At 67.0% G+C, this 19,589-nt stretch carries 18 protein-coding genes; 8 read left to right on the top strand and 10 right to left on the bottom strand.

The features are described 5' to 3' along the window. Positions 1–3 precede the first annotated feature (3 nt). Together hisD and nrdR are read left to right on the top strand one after the other, a co-directional pair. Positions 4–1,377: a histidinol dehydrogenase gene (hisD, locus tag FBY30_RS19250; RefSeq protein WP_142134312.1), complete on the top strand. Its 1,374-nt coding sequence runs from the start codon at positions 4–6 to the stop codon at positions 1,375–1,377. 138 nt (positions 1,378–1,515) lie between these two features. After that, positions 1,516–2,016: a transcriptional regulator NrdR gene (nrdR, locus tag FBY30_RS19245; protein ID WP_142134311.1), complete on the top strand. Its 501-nt coding sequence runs from the start codon at positions 1,516–1,518 to the stop codon at positions 2,014–2,016. A 51-nt stretch (positions 2,017–2,067) separates the two neighbouring features. Here the strand turns inward: nrdR and ppgK are convergent, their stop codons facing one another. After that, positions 2,068–2,871: a polyphosphate--glucose phosphotransferase gene (gene ppgK / locus FBY30_RS19240; RefSeq protein WP_142134309.1), complete on the bottom strand. Its 804-nt coding sequence runs from the start codon at positions 2,869–2,871 to the stop codon at positions 2,068–2,070. 105 nt (positions 2,872–2,976) lie between these two features. Beyond that, on the bottom strand, positions 2,977–3,855 hold the full coding sequence (gene map, locus FBY30_RS19235; protein WP_142134308.1) for a type I methionyl aminopeptidase: 879 nt from the start codon (positions 3,853–3,855) through the stop codon (positions 2,977–2,979). A gap of 117 nt (positions 3,856–3,972) precedes the next feature. Between map and FBY30_RS19230 the strand changes: the two genes are divergently transcribed. Continuing rightward, on the top strand, positions 3,973–4,137 hold the full coding sequence (locus tag FBY30_RS19230; RefSeq protein WP_110544584.1) for an SPOR domain-containing protein: 165 nt from the start codon (positions 3,973–3,975) through the stop codon (positions 4,135–4,137). 133 nt (positions 4,138–4,270) lie between these two features. Here FBY30_RS19230 and panB read toward each other — a convergent pair whose 3' ends face one another. Beyond that, positions 4,271–5,158, bottom strand: coding sequence for a 3-methyl-2-oxobutanoate hydroxymethyltransferase (gene panB, locus FBY30_RS19225; protein ID WP_142134306.1), 888 nt, complete (start codon positions 5,156–5,158; stop codon positions 4,271–4,273). Positions 5,159–5,443: 285 nt separating this feature from the next. On the opposite strand from panB, the gene glnA (FBY30_RS19220) reads away from it, so the two are divergent. From glnA (FBY30_RS19220) to FBY30_RS19210, 3 genes are read left to right on the top strand one after another with little or no spacing between them, the layout of a single operon-like run. Next, a complete protein-coding gene (gene glnA, locus FBY30_RS19220; RefSeq protein ID WP_141160830.1) occupies positions 5,444–6,784 on the top strand; it encodes a type I glutamate--ammonia ligase in 1,341 nt (446 codons plus the stop codon). A gap of 9 nt (positions 6,785–6,793) precedes the next feature. Next, positions 6,794–9,805: a bifunctional [glutamine synthetase] adenylyltransferase/[glutamine synthetase]-adenylyl-L-tyrosine phosphorylase gene (locus FBY30_RS19215; RefSeq protein ID WP_142134305.1), complete on the top strand. Its 3,012-nt coding sequence runs from the start codon at positions 6,794–6,796 to the stop codon at positions 9,803–9,805. Further along, entirely contained in the window at positions 9,795–10,343 is a 549-nt protein-coding gene (locus FBY30_RS19210) for a GNAT family N-acetyltransferase (protein ID WP_142134303.1), read from the top strand. The genes FBY30_RS19215 and FBY30_RS19210 overlap by 11 nt, the downstream gene beginning before the upstream one ends. Positions 10,344–10,633: 290 nt before the next feature. On the opposite strand, the gene glnA (FBY30_RS19205) is transcribed toward FBY30_RS19210, so the two are convergent. Continuing rightward, on the bottom strand, positions 10,634–12,058 hold the full coding sequence (glnA, locus tag FBY30_RS19205) for a type I glutamate--ammonia ligase (RefSeq protein WP_142134301.1): 1,425 nt from the start codon (positions 12,056–12,058) through the stop codon (positions 10,634–10,636). Between the two features lie 285 nt (positions 12,059–12,343). Between glnA (FBY30_RS19205) and FBY30_RS19200 the strand changes: the two genes are divergently transcribed. Continuing rightward, entirely contained in the window at positions 12,344–12,781 is a 438-nt protein-coding gene (locus FBY30_RS19200; protein ID WP_142134299.1) for an RDD family protein, read from the top strand. Positions 12,782–12,791: 10 nt separating this feature from the next. Here the strand turns inward: FBY30_RS19200 and FBY30_RS19195 are convergent, their stop codons facing one another. The 5 genes from FBY30_RS19195 to lipB form a co-directional block, all read right to left on the bottom strand. Next, complete coding sequence (locus tag FBY30_RS19195) at positions 12,792–13,748, bottom strand: DMT family transporter (RefSeq protein ID WP_235009507.1); 957 nt, start codon at positions 13,746–13,748, stop codon at positions 12,792–12,794. Between the two features lie 19 nt (positions 13,749–13,767). Then, positions 13,768–14,121 (bottom strand): DUF3817 domain-containing protein, encoded by a 354-nt coding sequence (locus tag FBY30_RS19190; protein WP_142134297.1) that lies wholly within the window; start codon positions 14,119–14,121, stop codon positions 13,768–13,770. Positions 14,122–14,218: 97 nt separating this feature from the next. Further along, positions 14,219–14,971, bottom strand: a complete 753-nt coding sequence (locus FBY30_RS19185; RefSeq protein ID WP_142134295.1) for a DUF4191 domain-containing protein — start codon at positions 14,969–14,971, stop codon at positions 14,219–14,221. An 88-nt stretch (positions 14,972–15,059) separates the two neighbouring features. Further along, positions 15,060–16,079 carry a lipoyl synthase gene (lipA, locus tag FBY30_RS19180; RefSeq protein ID WP_142134293.1) on the bottom strand — a complete coding sequence of 340 codons (1,020 nt, stop codon included), beginning with the start codon at positions 16,077–16,079 and terminating at the stop codon, positions 15,060–15,062. Continuing rightward, positions 16,076–16,744, bottom strand: coding sequence for a lipoyl(octanoyl) transferase LipB (gene lipB / locus FBY30_RS19175; RefSeq protein ID WP_142134291.1), 669 nt, complete (start codon positions 16,742–16,744; stop codon positions 16,076–16,078). The genes lipA and lipB overlap by 4 nt, the downstream gene beginning before the upstream one ends. Before the next feature lie 134 nt (positions 16,745–16,878). Here lipB and FBY30_RS19170 point away from each other — a divergent pair, with 134 nt between their 5' ends. Then, a complete protein-coding gene (locus FBY30_RS19170) occupies positions 16,879–18,594 on the top strand; it encodes a serine/threonine-protein kinase (RefSeq protein ID WP_142134289.1) in 1,716 nt (571 codons plus the stop codon). 48 nt (positions 18,595–18,642) lie between these two features. Here FBY30_RS19170 and FBY30_RS19165 read toward each other — a convergent pair whose 3' ends face one another. Next, the gene (locus FBY30_RS19165; RefSeq protein ID WP_142134287.1) at positions 18,643–19,545 is read right to left on the bottom strand and encodes a TIGR01777 family oxidoreductase; all 903 of its coding nucleotides are present in this window, start codon (positions 19,543–19,545) and stop codon (positions 18,643–18,645) included. Positions 19,546–19,589 lie beyond the last annotated feature (44 nt).

Raw genomic sequence — 19,589 nt, 5'->3', positions numbered from 1 at the left:
CGGGTGACCACTTCCCCGGACCTTCCCGCCCCCGTGACAGCCGCCGTCGACTTCCGCACCATCGATCTCCGGGGCCGCAACCTCACCCTCGCGGCCCTGCGCGCGGCTGTTCCCCGCGCCAAGGGCCAGACCGTAGCGGACGCCGAGGACAAGGTCCTGCAGATCATCTCGGCCGTCCGGCAGCGGGGCTTTGCGGCCCTGGCCGAGCTTGCCGAGAGGTTCGACGGCGTGGCACAGGAACACCCGCTGGTACCGCGGGAGGCCATCGCCAAAGCCCTGGACCAGCTGGACCCGGCCGTGCGGGCTGCCTTGGAGGAGTCCATCAGCCGGGCACGGAAGTTCGCCGACGGGCAGCGGCCGCGCAACGTCGACGTCGAACTTGGCGACGGCGCTGTGGTGAGCCAGAACTGGGTGCCCGTGGCCCGCGTGGGACTTTATGTTCCCGGCGGCCTTGCCGTCTACCCGTCATCGGTCATCATGAACGTGGTGCCCGCCCTGGCGGCAGGCGTGGAGTCCATCGCCCTCGCCTCGCCGCCCCAGAAGGAGTTCGGCGGGCTTCCGCACCCCACCATCCTGGCCGCCGCAGCCCTGCTGGGCATCACGGAGGTCTACGCCATCGGCGGGGCCCAGGCTATTGCCGCCTTTGCCTACGGCGTTGAAGCCACGGACGCAGGCCCGGCACTGGAACCCGTGGACGTGGTCACCGGGCCCGGCAACATCTTCGTAGCCACGGCAAAGCGCCTGGTCAAGGGCGTGGTTGGCATCGATTCCGAGGCCGGGACCACGGAAATCGCCATCCTTGCCGACGACTCCGCCCAGCCGGCGCTGGTGGCAGCTGACCTCCTCAGCCAGGCCGAGCACGACCCCAAGGCGGCATCGGTCCTCATTACCGATTCCGAGGAGCTGGCCACGGCGGTGCGGGCCGAACTGGCCTTGCAGGCCGCTGCCACCAAACACGCTGCCAGGGTGCAGGAGGCGCTGTCCGGTCCGCAGTCCGGCGTGGTGCTGGTGGACGGCCTGGAACAGGGGATTGCAGCCTGTGACGCCTACGCCGCCGAGCACCTGGAAATCATGACGCGGGACGCAGCTGCCGTGGCTGCGCGCATCCGCAATGCCGGCGCCATTTTCGTGGGCGATTACAGCCCTGTCAGCCTGGGCGACTACTGCGCGGGCTCCAACCACGTCCTGCCCACCAGCGGTACGGCAGCCTTCTCCTCCGGGCTGAACGTCACCACTTTCCTGCGCGCCATCCAGGTAATCAACTACAGCCGGGATGCCCTTGCCGAGGTCAGCGGGCACATCGTGAGCCTGTCCCGGGCCGAGGACCTGCCCGCGCACGGCGACGCTGTCACGGCCCGCTTCCCCGGCATTGGCTGACACCACTACATGTAGTAATTACAGGATTGTTATTACCCCACATCTGCCCGTAAACTGAAAGACGCCACGGCATCGCCCCCCGGCGGTGCTGATGGCTTTCACCGACGTTGCACACTACAAGCGAAAAGGGGGAACGCCATGTACTGCCCGTTCTGCCGCAACCCCGATTCCCGTGTTGTTGACAGCCGCATGGCGGATGACGGCTCGGCCATCCGCCGCCGCCGGCAGTGCCCTGAATGCGGCCGCCGGTTCACCACCGTGGAGACCACCAGCCTGTCCGTCATCAAGCGGTCCGGCGTGGGCGAACCCTTCAGCCGCAGCAAGGTTATCAACGGTGTGCGCAAGGCCTGCCAGGGCCGCCCCGTGAGCGAGGACGACCTCGCCATGCTGGCGCAGGAAGTGGAAGAGCAGATCCGCGCCTCCGGTGCCGCCGAAATCGACGCCCACGAGGTTGGGCTGGTGATCCTGGGACCGCTGCAGAAACTCGACAAGGTGGCGTACCTGCGCTTCGCCAGCGTCTACCAGGCGTTCGAATCCCTCGAGGACTTTGAAACTGCTATCGCACTGCTGCGCCACGAGGCCGAAGAAGACGCCAAGGGCACGGCCGGCGCCAAGAGCTCCGAGAAGAGCCCCCTCTAGACTCCGGTGGCGGCAGCGGAGGGGAAGCCGCAGCCGCCACCGGCACCACTCCTACTTGGACAGCTGGTGCTTGATGGCTATTTCCAGCGCCGCGCCCACAATTCCTGCCTCGTTGCGCAGGACGGCCGGGACAATCGGCGTGCGCAGCTTGAGGTTGGGAAGGTACTCGTCGGCCCGCTTGGAGATACCGCCGCCCACGATGAACAGTTCCGGCGAGAACAGGAACTCCACGTGCGAGAAGTAGCGCTGCAGCAGGACGCTGTACTCGTCCCAGGACAGCCCATCCCGTTCACGGGCAACGGCGGACGCCTTCGATTCGGCGTCGAAGCCGTCAACTTCCAGATGGCCCAGCTCGGCGTTCGGTACGAGTTTTCCGTCGAAGATGAACGCTGAGCCGATGCCGGTGCCCAGGGTGATCACCAGGACGGTGCCGGACACGCCGGCGCCTGCGCCGTAGCGGGCTTCGGCCAGGCCGGCGGCGTCGGCGTCATTGATGACCTCCACGGGGCGGCCCAGCCGGGCGGTGAGGAGGGCGTCGATGTCCGTATCCAGCCAGCTCTTGTCCACGTTGGCCGCAGAGTGGACCACGCCGTGCTGAATGATGCCGGGGAAGGTCACGCCGACGGGGGAGCCGGCCTCCGGGGCCTCAGGGCGCGCCGAGAGTTCCGCCACCACCAGGGCCACGGCCTCGGCAACGGCCTCCGGGGTGGCAGGTTGGGGAGTGGGCACACGGAAGCGTTCGCCCAGGAGCTTGCCCTTCTTCAGGTCGACAATGCCGCCCTTGATGCCCGTACCACCGATGTCGATGCCGATCAGCGGTGCGTTCTTGTGCGACTTCTCGTCCTTCTTGGCCAATGGGATTCCGTTCTTGACAGGGGCGGGCAGGAAAAGGGGCCGGTATGGGCCCGTAACAGGTGTCCGGTCTGCACCGGCGGCCATGCCCAGTGGGCATGGGACAGGCTACGGCAGGGTGAGGATCTCTGCGCCGGTCTCGGTGACCAGCAAGGTGTGCTCGAACTGGGCGGTGCGCTTGCGGTCCCGGGTGACAACGGTCCAGTCGTCACTCCACATGTCCCACTCCACGGTGCCCAGCGTGAGCATCGGCTCGATGGTGAACACCATGCCGGTTTCGATCACCGTGTTGTACGCGGGGGCGGCGTCATAGTGCGGGATGATCAGGCCGGTGTGGAAGGCCTCGCCAACCCCGTGGCCGGTGAAGTCGCGCACCACGCCGTAGCCAAAGCGCTTGGCGTAGGACTGGATGGCCCGGCCGATGACGTTGATTTCCCGCCCCGGCGCCACCGCCTTGATGGCACGGTTCAGCGACTCTTGGGTGCGCTCCACCAGGAGCCGCGATTCCTCATCCACGTCGCCCACCAGGAAGGTGTAGTTGGTGTCGCCGTGGACGCCATTGATGAACGCGGTGATGTCGATATTGAGGATGTCGCCGTCCTGGACCACCGTGCTGTCCGGGATGCCGTGGCAGATGACCTCGTTCAGCGAGGAGCACAGGGACTTTGGGAAACCGCGGTAGCCGAGCGTGGACGGGTAGGCGTGGTGGTCCAGGAGGAACTCGTGGCCCACCTTGTCCAGCTCATCCGTGGTGACACCGGGCTGGATGTGCTTGCCCACTTCCACGATGGCCTGCGCTGCGATCTTCCCGGCGATCCGGATCTTTTCGATGGTCTCGGCGGACTTGACCTCAGAGCCGGTGAACTTGGCCGGGGCCGGCTTGCCGACGTACTCAGGACGGGGGATGGACGCCGGTACGGGACGCTGCGGGCTCAGGGTACCCGGGGTGAGGGTGCCAATGGGTGCAGTCGAGGCAAGGGAAGGCATAGATTGATCATATAAGGCACCACAGAACGCCTAACAACCGACAAGCGGGGAGGGCGCGCGTAAGTGTTTGTGTTACGTGGGTCACCCCGTGCGCTGTCGCCGGAACGAGGAGCAACGATGACTGAGTACTGGTTCAACATCAAGACCCACGAGGTGGAAGAGGACCGGCTGTCGGACTGGAGCCAGCTCATTGGGCCGTACAAGACGCGGGCAGAGGCTGAGCACGCGCTGGAAAAGGTGAAGGCGCGCAACGAGGCCTGGGAAAAGGGCGACGACGACTGAACAGTCGAGTGGGCAGGCTCCAGGGCGCCCGGGCGTGGGGGCGCCTGAACGGCACTCCTCCGCGGACTGCCTCGGCCGCGGGCGGCCTCGCCTTGACGTCCGCTTCCGGAGTACCGCCCAGACGCCGTCCAGGTTAGAACGAGTGCTCCGGGCCGGGGAACTCGCCTGACCTGACGTCGTCGCCATAGGCGGTTGCGGCGTCGAGCAGTGTGTTGCGCAGGTCCGCGTACTGCTTCACGAACTTTGCCATCCGGCCGCCCCGCAGTCCGGCCATGTCCTGCCACACCAGGACTTGTCCGGTGGTTGCGTTGCCCGCACCGATCCCCACGGTGGGAACACTGACAGCTGCGTCCACGGCCGCTGCCGTCTCTGCGGGCACCATTTCCATCAGCACGCAGAACGCTCCGGCGTCGGCGAGGGCGCGGGCGTCGTCGATCAGCCGCTGGGCGTCGTCGCCGCGGCCCTGCACGCGGTAACCACCCAGGGCGTGCTCGCTCTGCGGCGTGAAGCCGATATGGGCCATGACGGGGATGCCCGCCTGCACCATGGCCCGGACGGTAGGCGCGTAGTATTTACCGCCCTCCATCTTGACCGCGTGCGCCAGCCCTTCCTTCAGGAACCGCACACCGGTTGCCACGGCCTGTTCGGCGCTGACCTCGTAGCTGCCGAAGGGAAGGTCCGCCACCACCAGGGCGCGCCTTGCCGAGCGTGCCACGGCACGGCACAGGGGCAGCAGTTCGTCCACGGTGACGGGGAGGCTTGTTTCGTTGCCGAAGACATTGTTGGAGGCTGAATCTCCCACCAGGAGCACTTCAATGCCTGCGGAATCAAAGATCTCGGCCGTGTACTGCTCGTACGCGGTCAGCATCGCGAACCTGGTGCCGTCCTGCTTGGCCTGCTGGAGGTGGTGGAGGCGGACCTTGGCCGGCTTCCGTTCGCCCGGGGCGGGCACGCCGGGGCCACTGCCATAGGGGGCGGGTACTTCTGCGGACGCGCTGGAGTCGGAGCTGTTGGAGGCCATGGGATGAGCGTAATGCGGTACCGGCCGTCCTAGCTACCGCGCCCATCCGCCCGGCGGCAGTGATGTGCGTCATGGTGCGGGCGGCGGGGCGTAGCTGTGGCGCCGGGAACGGGACCCGGGCGTGACCTGGAGGCAGGATTAGGGAACCGCGAGGTTAATGCTGTGTTACGCACGGCGCAGGCTTCGGCATCGGCGGAGAATGATTAGTACAGTGTTGATGAACTGCTGCCGGCTTTCCCCTTGCATGGGCCCGGAGCATGGACGTTGACCGGAGAAGAGGCCATCATGGACCGCCAGCAAGAGTTTGTCCTGCGCACAATCGAAGAGCGCGACGTACGTTTCGTACGCCTGTGGTTCACCGACGTCGTGGGATCGCTGAAGTCCGTGGCACTGGCCCCGGCGGAAGTCGAGGGCGCGTTCGAGGAAGGGCTGGGCTTCGACGGTTCCTCCATTGAAGGCCTGGCCCGGGTGTTCGAATCGGACATGCTGGCCCAGCCCGATCCCGCCACCTTCCAGATCCTCCCGTGGCGCGGTGAGACCGAACAGACCTCGCGGATGTTCTGCGACATCCTGACCCCAGACGGCGAGCCCTCCGCGGCCGACCCGCGCAACGTGCTGAAGCGCACCCTGGCCAAGGCAGCGGACATGGGCTTCACCTGCTACACCCATCCGGAGATTGAGTTCTACCTGCTGAAGTCGCATGAGCCTGGCCCCAACGGCGCGCCGGTACCGGTGGATGAAGGCGGGTACTTCGACCACGTCCCGGGCGGAGTGGCCCAGGACTTCCGCCGCACCGCGGTGACCATGCTGGAATCAGTGGGCATCTCCGTGGAGTTCAGCCACCACGAGGCCGGCCCCGGACAGAACGAGATTGACCTCCGGTACGCGGATGCGCTGCAGACCGCGGACAACATCATGACGTTCCGGACCGTCATCAAGGAGGTGGCGCTGCAGCAGGGCACCTACGCCACGTTCATGCCCAAGCCGTTCACCGACCACCCCGGGTCCGGCATGCACACGCACTTCTCCTTGTTCGAGGGCGACAGCAACGCGTTCTTTGAGGCCGGCGCCGAGTTCCAGCTGTCCAAGACGGCCCGCCAGTTCATCGCCGGCATCCTCAAGCACGCCCCGGAGTTCACCGCCGTCACCAACCAGTTCGTCAACTCCTACAAGCGCCTGTGGGGCGGCGGCGAGGCACCCAGCTACCTCAGCTGGGGCCACAACAACCGCTCAGCCCTGGTCCGTGTGCCGCTGTACAAGCCCGGCAAGGGCCAGTCCGCCCGGATCGAGTACCGCGGCATCGATTCAGCCGCCAACCCGTACCTGGCCTACGCCGTCCTGCTCGGTGCCGGGCTGAAGGGCATCGAGGAAGGCTACGACCTGCCGGCCGCTGCCGAGGACGACGTCTGGTCGCTGAGCTCGGCCGAACGCCGCGCCATGGGCCACGACCCGCTGCCGGCCAGCCTGCACGACGCCATCCGCTCCATGGAGGACTCCGAGCTGATGCCGCAGATCCTGGGCGAACAGGTTTACGAGCACTTCCTGCGCAACAAGCGCGCCGAATGGCAGGACTACCGGCTGCAGGTGACGCCCTACGAGCTGCAGCGCAACCTCGGCATTCTCTAGGTGCCCGGCGTGAGCCTGGCGCGCCGCCTGATAGCGGCCGGATTCAGCGACCTGGAAAAGGGCGAGCGGTTCCTTGCCGCCCGCGAACTCGAGGGGCTGGACCAGGACAGGCTCTTTGCCGGGCTGCAGCTTGCGGCCAGCCCGGACACCGCCCTGCAGTCCCTGGTCCGGTTGATCGAAAAGCACCCCCAGCTGCGCGAACTGGCCGCAGCCGAGCCGGAGGCCAGCGAGCCGATGTTCCGGGTCCTCGGCGCCTCGGAGGCGCTGGGGGAGTTCCTCATCCGGCACCCTGAGCACCTGGAAGCCTTCCGGGTCCGGGCCAGTCCCGAACCCCTGCCCGCCGACCCGGGCCGGCTTCGCGCCACGCTCCTGCAGTCCGTCGGCGCGGACCCCCGTGCCGCCCGGCCCGTTGCTTCCACCACCGGCGTGGACGCCTACGCAGCCCTGCGCACGGCCTACCGCCGCGGCCTGGTGGACCTCGCCGTCAAGGACCTGTGCGCCGCAGACCCGCTGGACTTCCTGCCGGCCGTGGGCGGCGAACTCGCCGACCTGGCCGCAGCCGCCATCGAGGCCGCCCTTGCAGTTTCGCGCGCGGAAGCGGCGGAGCAGCACAGCCCTGCCGAGGTCGCCGACGTCGGCCTGGCAGTGATCGGCATGGGCAAGTGCGGTGCCCGGGAACTGAACTACATCTCCGACGTCGACGTCATCTATGTGGTGGACCCGGGCAGCCTGGAGGACGCCCACGCCAACACCATCGGTACGGCATTGGCCAGCGGCATCTCCCGGGCCATCTCCTCCGTGGCCCGGGAACCTGGCCTGTGGGAGGTGGACGCCAACCTGCGGCCCGAAGGCAAGTCCGGGCCGCTGGTCCGCACCCTCGCCTCCCACGAGACGTACTACGCCAGATGGGCGGAGAGCTGGGAATTCCAGGCGCTGCTCAAGGCCCGCGCCATCGCCGGCGACGCTGCATTGGGCCGTGCCTACGAGGACGCCGTAGCGCCGCTGATCTGGAACTCCGCGGGGCGGGAGGGATTCGTCGAATCCGTCCAGGCGATGCGCCGCAGGGTGACGGAGCACATCCCGGCCGCCGAGGAGCAGCGCCAGATCAAGCTGGGCCGCGGCGGCCTGCGCGACGTCGAGTTCACCGTGCAGCTGCTGCAGCTGGTGCACGGCAAGGCAGACGAGTCATTACGACGGCGGGACACCACCTCCGCGATCGCCGCACTGTCCGCCGGAGGCTACATCGGCCGGTCCGACGCGGCGGCCTTTGACAACGCCTACCGCTACCTGCGGCTGCTGGAACATAGGATCCAGCTGTTCCAGCTGCGCCGGACCCACCTCATGCCGGTGGCTGAGCCGGCGCTGCGTTCCCTGGCCAAGGCCGTGCTGGGGCCCTTCTCCAATGAACGGCCCACGCCTGACTCATTGCTCACAGCCTGGCAGCGGACCAAGCGCTCGGTGCGTGAACTGCACGAACGCATCTTCTACCGGCCACTGCTGAATTCGGCGGCCAAGCTCAGCAGCGAGGACGCCAGGCTCACCCCCGAAGCGGCACAGGGCCGGCTTGCCGCCCTGGGGTACCGGGACCCGCAGGGAGCAATGCGCCACATCGAGGCCCTGACGGCCGGGGTGAGCCGCCGCGCCGCCCTGCAGCGCCAACTCCTGCCCATCCTGCTGGACTGGCTCGCCGAAGGCGTGGACCCCGATGCAGGGCTCCTCGCTTTCCGCCGGGTCAGCGAGGCACTGGGCACCACACATTGGTACCTGGGCCTGCTGCGCGACTCCAATGCCGCCGCCGAGCGCCTGTGCCACATGCTCTCCAACTCCCGGCTGATCGCAGACCTGCTGGAAGTCTCGCCGGAGTCCGTGGCATGGCTGGGACAGGACAAGGACCTGGTACCGGTGGGCTTCGAAGCGCAGTGGCAGGAGATCACGGCCAAGATGTCCCGGCACTCGGACCCGGAAAGCGCCATGCGCCTCATCCGGCTGATCCGGCGGCGGGAAATCCTGCGCATCGCCATTGCCGATTCGGCCGGCCTCCTTGACCAGGACCAGGTAGGCAGGGCCCTGGCAGACACAGACCGGGCCGCCGTCCTGGGCGCCCTGCGCGTGGCCGAAGGTATCGTCTCCGCCGGCGGCCCGCTCAAGACCACGGTCCTGGTGGTTGCCATGGGCCGCCAGGGCGGTCGCGAGATCGGCTATGGCTCGGATGCCGATGTCATGTACGTCCACCGCGCCCTTCCCGGCTTCTCCGACGCCGAGGCCCAGGAACAGGCTGTCCGCATCGTGGCGAAGGTTTCCAGCCTGCTCACCCAGCCGCTGAAGCCGGCCATCATGGCAGAACGCGTCCTCCAGATGGACGCCGACCTCCGGCCGGAGGGCAAGAACGGCGCCATGGTGCGCTCCTTGGACTCCTTTGCGGAGTACTACCGCCGCTGGTCCCTGATCTGGGAAGCCCAGGCCCTGCTGCGGGCACGTCCCATGGCAGGCGACGACACCCTTGCCGCCGACTTCCTCGCCCTCATCGACCCCATCCGGTACCCGGAATCGGTGTCGGAACAGGACGTGCGCGAGATCAGGCGCATCAAGGCAAGAGTCGAATCCGAGCGGCTGCCGCGCGGAGCCGACCCCGCACGGCACCTCAAACTGGGGCGCGGCGGCCTCAGCGACGTGGAGTGGCTGGTCCAGCTGCTCCAGCTCCAGCATGCCGGGAAACATCCGGAGCTTCGGACCACATCCACGCTGGAGGCACTCGCGGCCGCCGCGGAACTTGGCCTGCTGGATGCTGCAGATGCCGCGCTGCTGGCGGAGGCCTGGCGGCTTGCGAGCCGCATCCGGTCCGCCAATGTCATCTGGAATGGCAAGGCCTCCGACCTCCTTCCCTCCTCGCGCCGCGACCTCGAGGCCGTGGCGCGCTGGTGCGGGTACGAGCCCGGACACGCTGCCGCCCTGGAGGAGGACTACCTGCGGGTGAGCCGGCGGGCACGCGCTGTTTTCGAGCGCGTCTTCTATGGGCACTGACTTGGGCACTGACTGGGTCTGGCTCATTGCCCTCCGGGACCTGGACGACGATGCCCGCGCCATCCAGTTCGGGGCCATCGCGGGCATGTCGCTGCTCCCGGGCCAGGACCGCTTCGTGGGCGACCCGCTGCGGATGGCCTTGGCAGGACTGGCCGAAGAATCGCGCAGGCCGTACGTCGTGGAGGCCGGGGGTGCCGCCGTCGGCCTGTTGACCCTGCAGGCAGGCGCAGCGGGTCTTGCCGGCTGGCCGGACGACGAGTCGGCCTGGTTACTGCGCGGGTTCCTCATCGACCGGCGGCACCAAGGGAAAGGCTTGGGGACCCTGGCAGCGGCCGCGGCCGTGGAGGCGGCCCGCAGACTCACGGTTCGGCACCAAAGCCGCGAGACCGGCGTCGTACTCTCCGTCAACGACGAAAACCCTGCGGGACTCTCCGCTTACCGCCGGGCCGGGTTTGTCGATGCGGGGCCCTATCTGGGCGGCCCGGCGGGGCCGCAGCGGACCATGTTCCACAGCTTCGCCGGAACCCCACTCCCGTAACGCGCTTCTCGACGTAACCCACCGCGCCGGCATTGCGCTTAGCAAGCGTTTGCCCGATTATGTGGATTGGCGGTGTTCTCCAACCTTGTTGGGGGGAAGGCTGGACAGTCTTCGTCTCGGGGGGCATTCGTCAGGGGGTCCGGCTCCCGGTCTCAGCACGTCTGGAGGCGGGCCCCCACCTTTTCGGTCTCGATCGGCCTGACGACGGCCCCCGGACAACGCAAAAGGCGGCCACCGGTTACCGGTGGCCGCCTTTGCTGGTTCAGCTGTCCTGCAGTGCAGGCTGCTGACTAGACGCCGTAATAGAGCTCGAACTCGTAGGGGTTCGGGCGCAGCGACAGCGGGCGGATCTCGTTCTCGTACTTGTACTCGATCCAGGTGTCGATCAGGTCCTGGGTGAAGACGCCGCCGGCCTGCAGGAACTCGTTGTCCTCGCGCAGTGCCTCAAGGGCTTCCTCAAGGGAGCCCGGAGCCTTGGGGATGTCCTTGGCTTCCTCGGCGGGCAGCTCGTAGAGGTCCTTGTCGATCGGAGCCGGGGGCTCGATGCGGTTGCGGATGCCGTCGATGCCCGCCATCAGCTGGGCAGCGAACGCCAGGTACGGGTTGGAGGAGGGGTCCGGTGCGCGGAATTCGATGCGCTTGGCCTTGGGGTTGGAACCCGTAATGGGGATACGGATACCGGCGGAGCGGTTGCCCTGCGAGTAGACCATGTTGACCGGAGCCTCGAAGCCCTTGACCAGGCGGCGGTAGGAGTTCACGGTGGGGTTGGTGAAGGCCAGGACAGCGGAAGCGTGCTTCAGCAGGCCGCCGATGTACCAGCGTGCGGTGTCGGACAGGCCGGCGTAGCCCTTCTCGTCGTAGAACAGCGGCTCGCCACCGTTCCACAGCGACTGGTGGCAGTGCATGCCGGAGCCGTTGTCGCCGAAGACCGGCTTGGGCATGAAGGTGACGGACTTGCCCCAGGCGTCAGCCGTGTTCTTGATGACGTACTTGAACTTCTGCAGGTCATCGGCGGCGTGGGTCAGGGTGGTGAACTTATAGTTGATCTCAGCCTGGCCGGCGGAGCCAACTTCGTGGTGGCTGCGCTCCACCTCAAGGCCGGCTTCGTCCAGGGCGACACACATGGCATCGCGCAGGTCGGCCTGCTTGTCGGTGGGGGAGACCGGGAAGTAACCGCCCTTGACGGGGGTCTTGTAGCCCAAGTTGCCGCCCTCTTCTTCGCGGCCGGTGTTCCAGTGGGCTTCCTCGGAGTCGATCTTGTAGAAGCTTCCCTGCGGGGAGGACTGGTACTGGACGTTGTCGAACACGAAGAACTCGGCTTCGGGGGCGAAGAACGCGGTGTCGGCGATGCCGGTGGAGGCCAGGTAGGCTTCAGCCTTCTCGGCCACACCGCGGGGGTCGCGGTGGTAGGGGTCGCCGGTGCGGGGGTTGACGATGGAGAAGTTCAGCGCGAGGGTCTTCTCCATGCGGAAGGTGTCCAGGAACGCGGTGGTGACGTCCGGGATCAGCTGCATGTCAGACTCGGCAATGCCCTGGAAGCCGCGGATGGAGGAACCGTCGAAGAGCTGGCCGTTGACGAAGAAGTCCGCGTCGACGCTCTTGGCGGGGACGTTGAAGTGCTGCTGGACGCCCGGAAGGTCGGTGAAGCGGATATCGACGAACTTTACATCTTCGTCCTTGATGAACTTGAGGACTTCGTCCGCAGTCTTGAACATCTATGCTCCTAACGCATATGTAAATATCTGGCATGCAAGCCATATGATCCAGCGCAATCCAAAAGCAGGGAGAACGCGGGGTTTTCCCTGCTGCGCGTACCTGCCGGGGGATTGCTTGAAACTGGTAACAGCCTATGGATACGGCATTTCCCGTCCGTGTCCGCATTGTTTCGGGCAGGTTACAGAATGCCCTGCTATGGCAACGGTATCGTCAGTCCACACTGTGGTCGACTCCCATCCACACTGTGGGCGCGTCCACCGTGCCTGGGTCGGTAAACTTGGACGGTGGTAGATCGCAAAGACATTGGCTCCTGGCTCAGCGGACCGGACACCTCCGGCATCTCGAAGTATCCGGGGGAGCGCCTGGGACTGCCGGAGTCCGGTCCCGGGTCCATTGCCCGGGCGGGGCGGCGCATTGCGGCCCTCTGCATCGACTGGGGCATTGCTCTACTGATCAGCAACTTCGCCTTTGGCGGCGATTCCTGGGCCACCCTGGCGGTCTTCGCCATCGAACAGATCCTGCTGGTGGGAACCCTCGGTTACAGCATCGGCCATCGCGTGATGGGCATTGCCGTGATCAAACCGGGCGGCGGTACCCCCGGCCCGCTCGCGGCCCTGGTCAGGTCGGTGCTGCTGTGCCTGGTGATCCCTGCCGTGATCTTCGACCCGGACCAGCGCGGCCTGCACGACAAAGCCATGAACACGCTCCTGATCCGGCGCTAGCCGGTCCCGCTTAGGCCTCCGGCAGTTCCCTGGTCCGTTTCTGCTGCCGGAAGGCCGGAGCGTTGGTCACCACCACCCCCGCAATGACCACCGCGCCGCCCACAAGTTGGGCGGCTGTGTGGACTTGTCCGGCAAGGACGGTCAGGATGGCGGTGAAGAGGGTGATGAGGTTGAGGAACACTCCCGCGCCGGCCGCCGGCAGGACCGTCAGGGCGCGGTTCCACAGCAGGTAGGACAGCACTGACGGGAAGATGGCGATAAACAGCAGTGATGCCAGCACGGTGCCCGTTGAGGGAAGCGCCACGCCGCCCGTGGCGAAGCGGACCGGGCCCAGAATGGCCACCACCACCGCTGCCTGGACCGCTGTTGCGGTGATGGGCGGGATCTTCGGCGCCAAGCGCCCCGTAATGGTGTACGCCGTCCAGACAACGATGGCACCCACCATAAGAACCTCACCGGTACCGAAACCAGTGCTGATCAGCCGGGCCATGTTTCCTCCGCTGATGACGATCAGGACGCCGGCCAGGGCCATCAGGACCCCTGCCACGGCAAGCGGCGTGAGCCGTTCGCGCAGGAAGACCGCGGCGGCCAGCGTGATCAGCGCTGGATTGAACGCGTTGATCAGCGATGCGTTGAACGCGTCCGTGTGCTCCAGGGCGAAGTACAGGAGGAGGTTGTAGCCGAGCAGGCCGCATACGCTTAGCGCGAGCAGCCAGGGCCACGCGGCCAGGACGGACCGCCACGATGGCCGCTCCACCAGTTGGGCGATCACCAGCAGCGGCACCAACGCAATGGTCCACCGCAGGAACACCAGGCTCAGGGGGTCGATGCTTTGGACCGCGCCGGCGCCCACCACGTAGTTGCCGGCCCAGAAGAGCGTTGCCCCGAGCAGGGAGAGGACTGCCACCACCCGCCGCCGGCCCTGGGTGCCCTTCACCGGCGCGGCCCCGGCCTCAATTGACTTCAAATCTGGGGGTCCTGCCCAGCTAGGCCCGGCTGGGTTCGAGGCCGGCGCCGGCCTGATCTGCCCGGGAATCAGCGAGGTAGCCGCGCCGCCCGGCCCAGCGCTCGAAGAGGATGGTGGCGAACGGGAAGACGGCGGAGGCACCGGCAAGTACAGCCGCCAGGAACGGCCAGCGCTGCACGCGCCACAGCGTGAGCGCAGCAACCCCGTAACCAATGAACAGTGCACCGTGCACAGGCCCGGCAATCTGCACGCCAAGCTCCGTGGTGCCGGCAATCCACTTGAAGTACATTCCAGTCAGGAGTGCAGCCCAGCTGCAGGCTTCGGCGACTGCGAGAATGCGGAAGGCGCGGATCACGGTTGTCCTGAGGGGCATGGTCAAGTCCTTTGTCGTAGCTGGATGCGCGGGCCGGTCAGGGCACAAGAAAAACGCCCCGGCGGCCGGCTCTGCCGGTACCGGAGCGTCCTGTTGGCTAGCGCCCCCGGTTGGGACGGGCCTTGTAGGGATCGATGCCCTTGGGAATGGGAAGCCTGTTGCCCATGGACGCGATGCGCTTGGAGACGGTGCTGACTTCCAGTTTGGTCAGTTCTTTCTTCATCTTGCCCATCTGCTTGGCCACCTGGCTCAGCGGCACCTGGCCCTCCCCGCGCCCCGTCTGGATGGTGTGCACGGGGACGTTGGGCAGGATGCGCGCCAGGCGCTTGCGCTCGGCATCGAGCAGCGGCTTCACCCGGTGGGTGGGGCCTTCGCTGACAAGGACGACGCCGGGACGACCTACGGCGCGGAATACGGCATCCTGCGTGCGCGGGTTGACAGCCACCGGCTGTTCCTCGGTAATCCAGCCCCTTCGGAGCGTCCCCAGGGCTGCGCCGGAGGCACCCGGCTGGTTTTCGATCTGCGCGAACGCGGCACGTTCGGCGCGGCGGGACAGGATGAAAGTGGCGGCCAGGAGGCCGAGCGGAATGCCGATGATCAGGCCGGTGATCCAGTTATCCAGCCAGAAGCCCACCAGGAAGCTCACGGCCACAACACCCAGGAAGACTGCGAGCATCAGCCACGGAACCATGGGGTCGTGGCGGCGGGTCATGGTGAAGACCTCGCCAATCTGCTTGAGCCTGCTGGGCTTCTTGGCCTTTGCTTCCTTCGGCTTGCGCGAGAACATGCTGCGCTTCACCGCGCTTGAGCCCGCGGAGGTGGAGTTGCTGGAGTCAGGGGATTTCGCCATAGTGCCTCAATTCTACGTGACTTAAACGCAAGGGCCGGACGCTGGAAACTTCCAGCGTCCGGCCCTTGGCCGCTTCACGAATCCGAGGTCAGGAGTGGGCTGCCAGGAGGGTGGCGGCTTCCTGGCGGGTGGTGCCGGAGTCCTGGATGCCTTCGGCGATGTGGGCCAGTTCGGCGGGGATGTCACGGCCTTTTTTGCGCATGGCGGTGGCCCAGAGCCGGCCCGCGCGGTAGGAGGAGCGGACCAGGGGGCCGGACATGACGCCGAGGAATCCGATTTCTTCGGCTTCGTGCTGGAGGTCGACGAATTCCTGGGGTTTGACCCAGCGGTCCACGGGCAGGTGCCGTTCACTGGGGCGGAGGTACTGGGTGATGGTGATCAGGTCGCAGCCTGCCTGGTGGAGGTCGCGGAGGGCTTCGGAGATTTCCTGACGGGTTTCGCCCATGCCCAGGATGAGGTTGGATTTGGTGACCATCCCGTGGTTGCGGCCCTGGGTGATGACGTCCAGGGAGCGGTCGTAGCGGAACGCGGGGCGGATGCGCTTGAAGATCCTGGGGACGGTTTCAACGTTGTGCGCGAAGACTTCGGGCTTGGAGTCGCAGATCGCCTTGATGTGCCCGGGGTTGCCGGAGAAGTCCGGGATGAGCAGTTCGACGCCGGTGCCGGGGTTCAGTTCGTGGATCTTGCGGACGGTTTCGGCATAGAGCCAGACGCCTTCGTCCTCAAGGTCGTCGCGGGCCACACCGGTGACGGTGGCGTAGCGCAGCTGCATGGATTGGACGGAGCGGGCCACCTTGGTGGGTTCGAACCGGTCCAGGGGCGAGGGTTTGCCGGTGTCGATCTGGCAGAAGTCGCAGCGGCGGGTGCATTCGGAGCCGCCGATCAGGAAGGTGGCTTCCTTGTCTTCCCAGCATTCGAAGATGTTGGGGCAGCCGGCCTCCTCGCAGACCGTGTGCAGGCCCTCTTTCTTGACCAGGTTCTTCAGGCCGACGAATTCCGGGCCCATCTGGACCTTGGCCTTGATCCACTCCGGCTTGCGCTCCACCGGGACCGCAGCGTTGCGCTGCTCGATCCGCAGCATCTTCCGGCCTTCAGGTGCCAATGTCACAGTAGAGCTCCTTCAGGGCTCGAAACCAATGCTTCTTCATGTTTGCGGAATTCGGCTACGAACCGGTCCACGATATCGGTGGGCGTGATTTCCCGGCCCGTCTCCTGGGACATGGTGGTCACCCCTGCATCGGTGATGCCGCAGGCGATGATCTGCCCGTAGGGCGCCAGGTCATTGCTGCAGTTGATCGCCACTCCGTGCATGGTGACTCCGTTGAGCACGCGGATGCCGATGGCCGCGATCTTGCGGTCCGGGCCCTTGGCATCGGCCTTGATCCACACGCCGGCCCGCCCCTTGATGCGCTCGGCCTTGATGCCGTAGTCAGCCATGACGGTGATCATGATTTCTTCCAGGCGTTCCACGTAATCGCGGATGCCGGAGCGGTTTTTCAGCTTAAGGATGGGGTAGGCGACCAGCTGTCCCGGGCCATGCCAGGTGAGCTTGCCGCCGCGGTCCACCGGAACCACCGGTGTGCCGTCAAACGGGCGCTCATGGTCCTCTGTCAGCTTGCCGGCCGTGTAGACGGCGGCGTGCTCCAAAAGCAGGACTGTGCTGGGGGCAACTCCGGCGACAACTTTGTCATGGAGTTCGCGCTGGGCATCCCAGCCTTCCATGTAATCAACGAAGTCGGGGGCAAGACCCAGCTGTGAAAACTCAAGAGTCATGGCATCCAGCTTAGACCCCGCAGCGGCCCGGACCCGGTTTAGTGTCCAAGCTCACCGTTGTCCCCATTATGACTGCGGCACGAGGGCTGTGGATAACTTCTGCAGCCGCGCCGGAAGTCGGCTAGACATGGACCATGGATGATGCACAGGCGCCTGAGGTCCCCGGTTACGATGTCGGCCGGCTGCTGGGACGGGGCGGCAGCGCGGATGTGTGGCTGGCCAGGGAACAGCGGACCGGCAGGGACCTCGCGCTCAAGTGCTTCCGCGCTGCCGGCAGCGTGCGGGGCAGCGCGGCCATCACCGAGGAGGAGATCCGGCGGGAGATCCGCATCCTTTCGGTCCTGGACCATCAGCACCTGATCAGGGCGCACGACGCAGTGCGCGTCGGGGAGCCGGGCGGAGTCACGGCGTTGACCATGGCCTACGCTGCCGGCGGCTCCCTGGCCCAGCTGGTCGCCGCCCGCGGCAGGCTCACCGTGGGGGAGACCGTCACCGTGCTGACTCCCATAGCGCAGGCCCTGGGTTACCTTCATGGCAAAGGGTTTACCCACTCGGATGTATCCCCGGGAAACGTGCTGTTCACCGGGCAGGGTAAACCCATGTTGTCGGACGTTGGCATTGCCCGGATGCTGGGCGATCCTGGCAGTCCGGGAACGACAGGAACGGCCGGCTTCCTTGACCCGGCCCCGGTCGATGCCGTGCGTGCCGGGCTGCAGCCTGAACGCGACGTCTACTCCGCTGCCGCACTTGGCTGGTACTGCCTGACAGGTGCTGCACCCGGCCGCACGGCCGACCGCCCACCGCTGTCGCTCCTTGTTCCCGGCGTCCCAAGGGAACTGGCAGCAGCCCTGGAAGCAGGGTTGAACGAGGACCGGCGGCTGCGCCCCAACGCACTGGCACTGGCCACGGCTGTATACCGCAGTGCAGAACCGCAGCCGGTGGACCTCTCCGACGCTGTCCACCCCACCGTCCTGCCCGAGCTGCTGACACGGCGCCGCGCCGCCCCTGAAACAAGGGGCGCCGGTCTCCGGACGAAACTCCAGGCTCTTCGCCGCCGCCTGGCGACGTCCCGCTGGAGCGCCTGGTCCTTCACTCCGTCATCTGCCACACTGCCCGCGGGCCGGACCATATGGCGATCCCTGCGGCAACGGCCGCCGTTGGCCGAAAAGAAAGGGGCCCTCGTCGCGCCCGGGAAACGTGCTGTCGGACCCGCCGGCCGGCAAGGGAAACATGCCGACGGACCGGTAGCCGGCCGGAGGGCGGGGATACTGGCGCGTGCCCTCCTGCCCGCCATTGCCGCAGCGGCCGCCGGAATGTGGTGGCTGTCAGCGGCCGGACATCCGCCGTGGCCAGGAGTCGCCGCAACCGGTTCGCTGCCGGCAGCTGCACGCCCCGCCGAAGCCGCTGCGGACGGCGGAACACGAGCCCCTGGACCGGTCGATGAAGCCAGGCAGCGCGCCCGTTCGGCTGATCCCGCAGTCGCCGTGCAGGGACTTGCCGCGCTGCGGGATCATGCCTTCAGCAGCGGCCGGCTTGAGCTCCTTGCGGAGGTGAACGCGCCAGGCTCCGCTGCAGCTGCCGCCGACGAAAGTACTGCTGCCCGGCTCCGCCCTTCCGGGAACCGGTTGGTCGGCTTCACCAGCACACTGGCCGGGGTGGCGGCGGAAGAGGGGGCCACCCCGGCCCGCGCCGTCGTCCGGGTGGTGTCCGCCACCTCCGGCTACAGCACGGTCAACGCGGACAACAGCGTGCTCGCCACGGGGGCGCCCAGCAGGCCGCAGCCGCTTCGGTTGGTCCTGGTCTCCGTGGACGGCCAGTGGCGGGTCAGCGAGATCCTTGCTGCAGATTGAACTCGTGGCGGAAGGAGGCCGGGAGCTTTCCGGTGCCGGCTGATGCAGCTAGGTGGAGCTGTCCTTGGCGGCCACCCAGCGGGCAGCATCCTCCAGGCCTCCGTGCTGCCACCGGAATCCCGCGGACGCCAGCACCGCCGGTTCCATCCGCTGGCTGTGCAGCAGGAGCTCCTCGCCCAGCCCCGGCATCACCGTGCGCAGCACAGGGGCGGGAACCCGCAGCATGGCAGGCCGGTGCAGGGCATGGGCCAGCGCCGCGACGATCGTGTTGACATCCGCCTGTTCGGGAGCCGTCACATTGACCGGGCCGGAGACCGGGGAGTCCAGGAGGAAGAGGGAGGCGGCGCAAACATCCGGAAGCGTAACCCAGGGCCAGAACTGGTGTCCGTTGCCAAAGGGACCGCCAAGGCCCAGCCGCAGCAGCGGGAGCAGCTTGCCCAGCGCTCCGCCGGAACGGCTGAAGACAACTCCCGTGCGGGGCAGCACCACCCGCACGCCGGCCGGTGCCGCCAGTGCCGCCTGCTCCCACTCGACGCAGATCTGCGCCAGGGTGCTGGAGCCGGCAGGCGCGTCCTCGCGCAGGACGGTATTGCCGGCGTCGCCGTAGTAACCGGACGCCGACTGGCTGATGAAGGTGGCCGGCGGCGTATCCATTTGCGCCATGGCCTGCACCAAGGTCCTGGTGGGGCCCAAGCGGGAACTGAACAGCTCCTCCACCCGCTTCCGCGTCCAGGGCCTGTCTCCAATGCCGGCGCCGGAAAGATTGACCACGGCGTCAGCACCGGCAAGCGCCGAGGGATCCAGGACGCCGGCCGCCGGATCCCAGCGGACTTCGCCTGCGCCGGCAGGTGGCCGCCGGACCAGGGCCACCACGGAGTGGCCGGCATCGCGGAAGGCTGCGGACATGGAGGTGCCGATGAGCCCGGAGGCGCCGGCCATGACAATGTGCATGGTCCATCACACCACGCCAGCGCCGGTTGTGTACCTCCCGCGGG

The organism is Arthrobacter sp. SLBN-83 (assembly GCF_006715285.1).
Lineage (GTDB): Bacteria > Actinomycetota > Actinomycetes > Actinomycetales > Micrococcaceae > Arthrobacter.
Note: the sequence above shows the minus strand (reverse complement) of the source record. Positions and strands in the feature narration are given on the sequence as shown.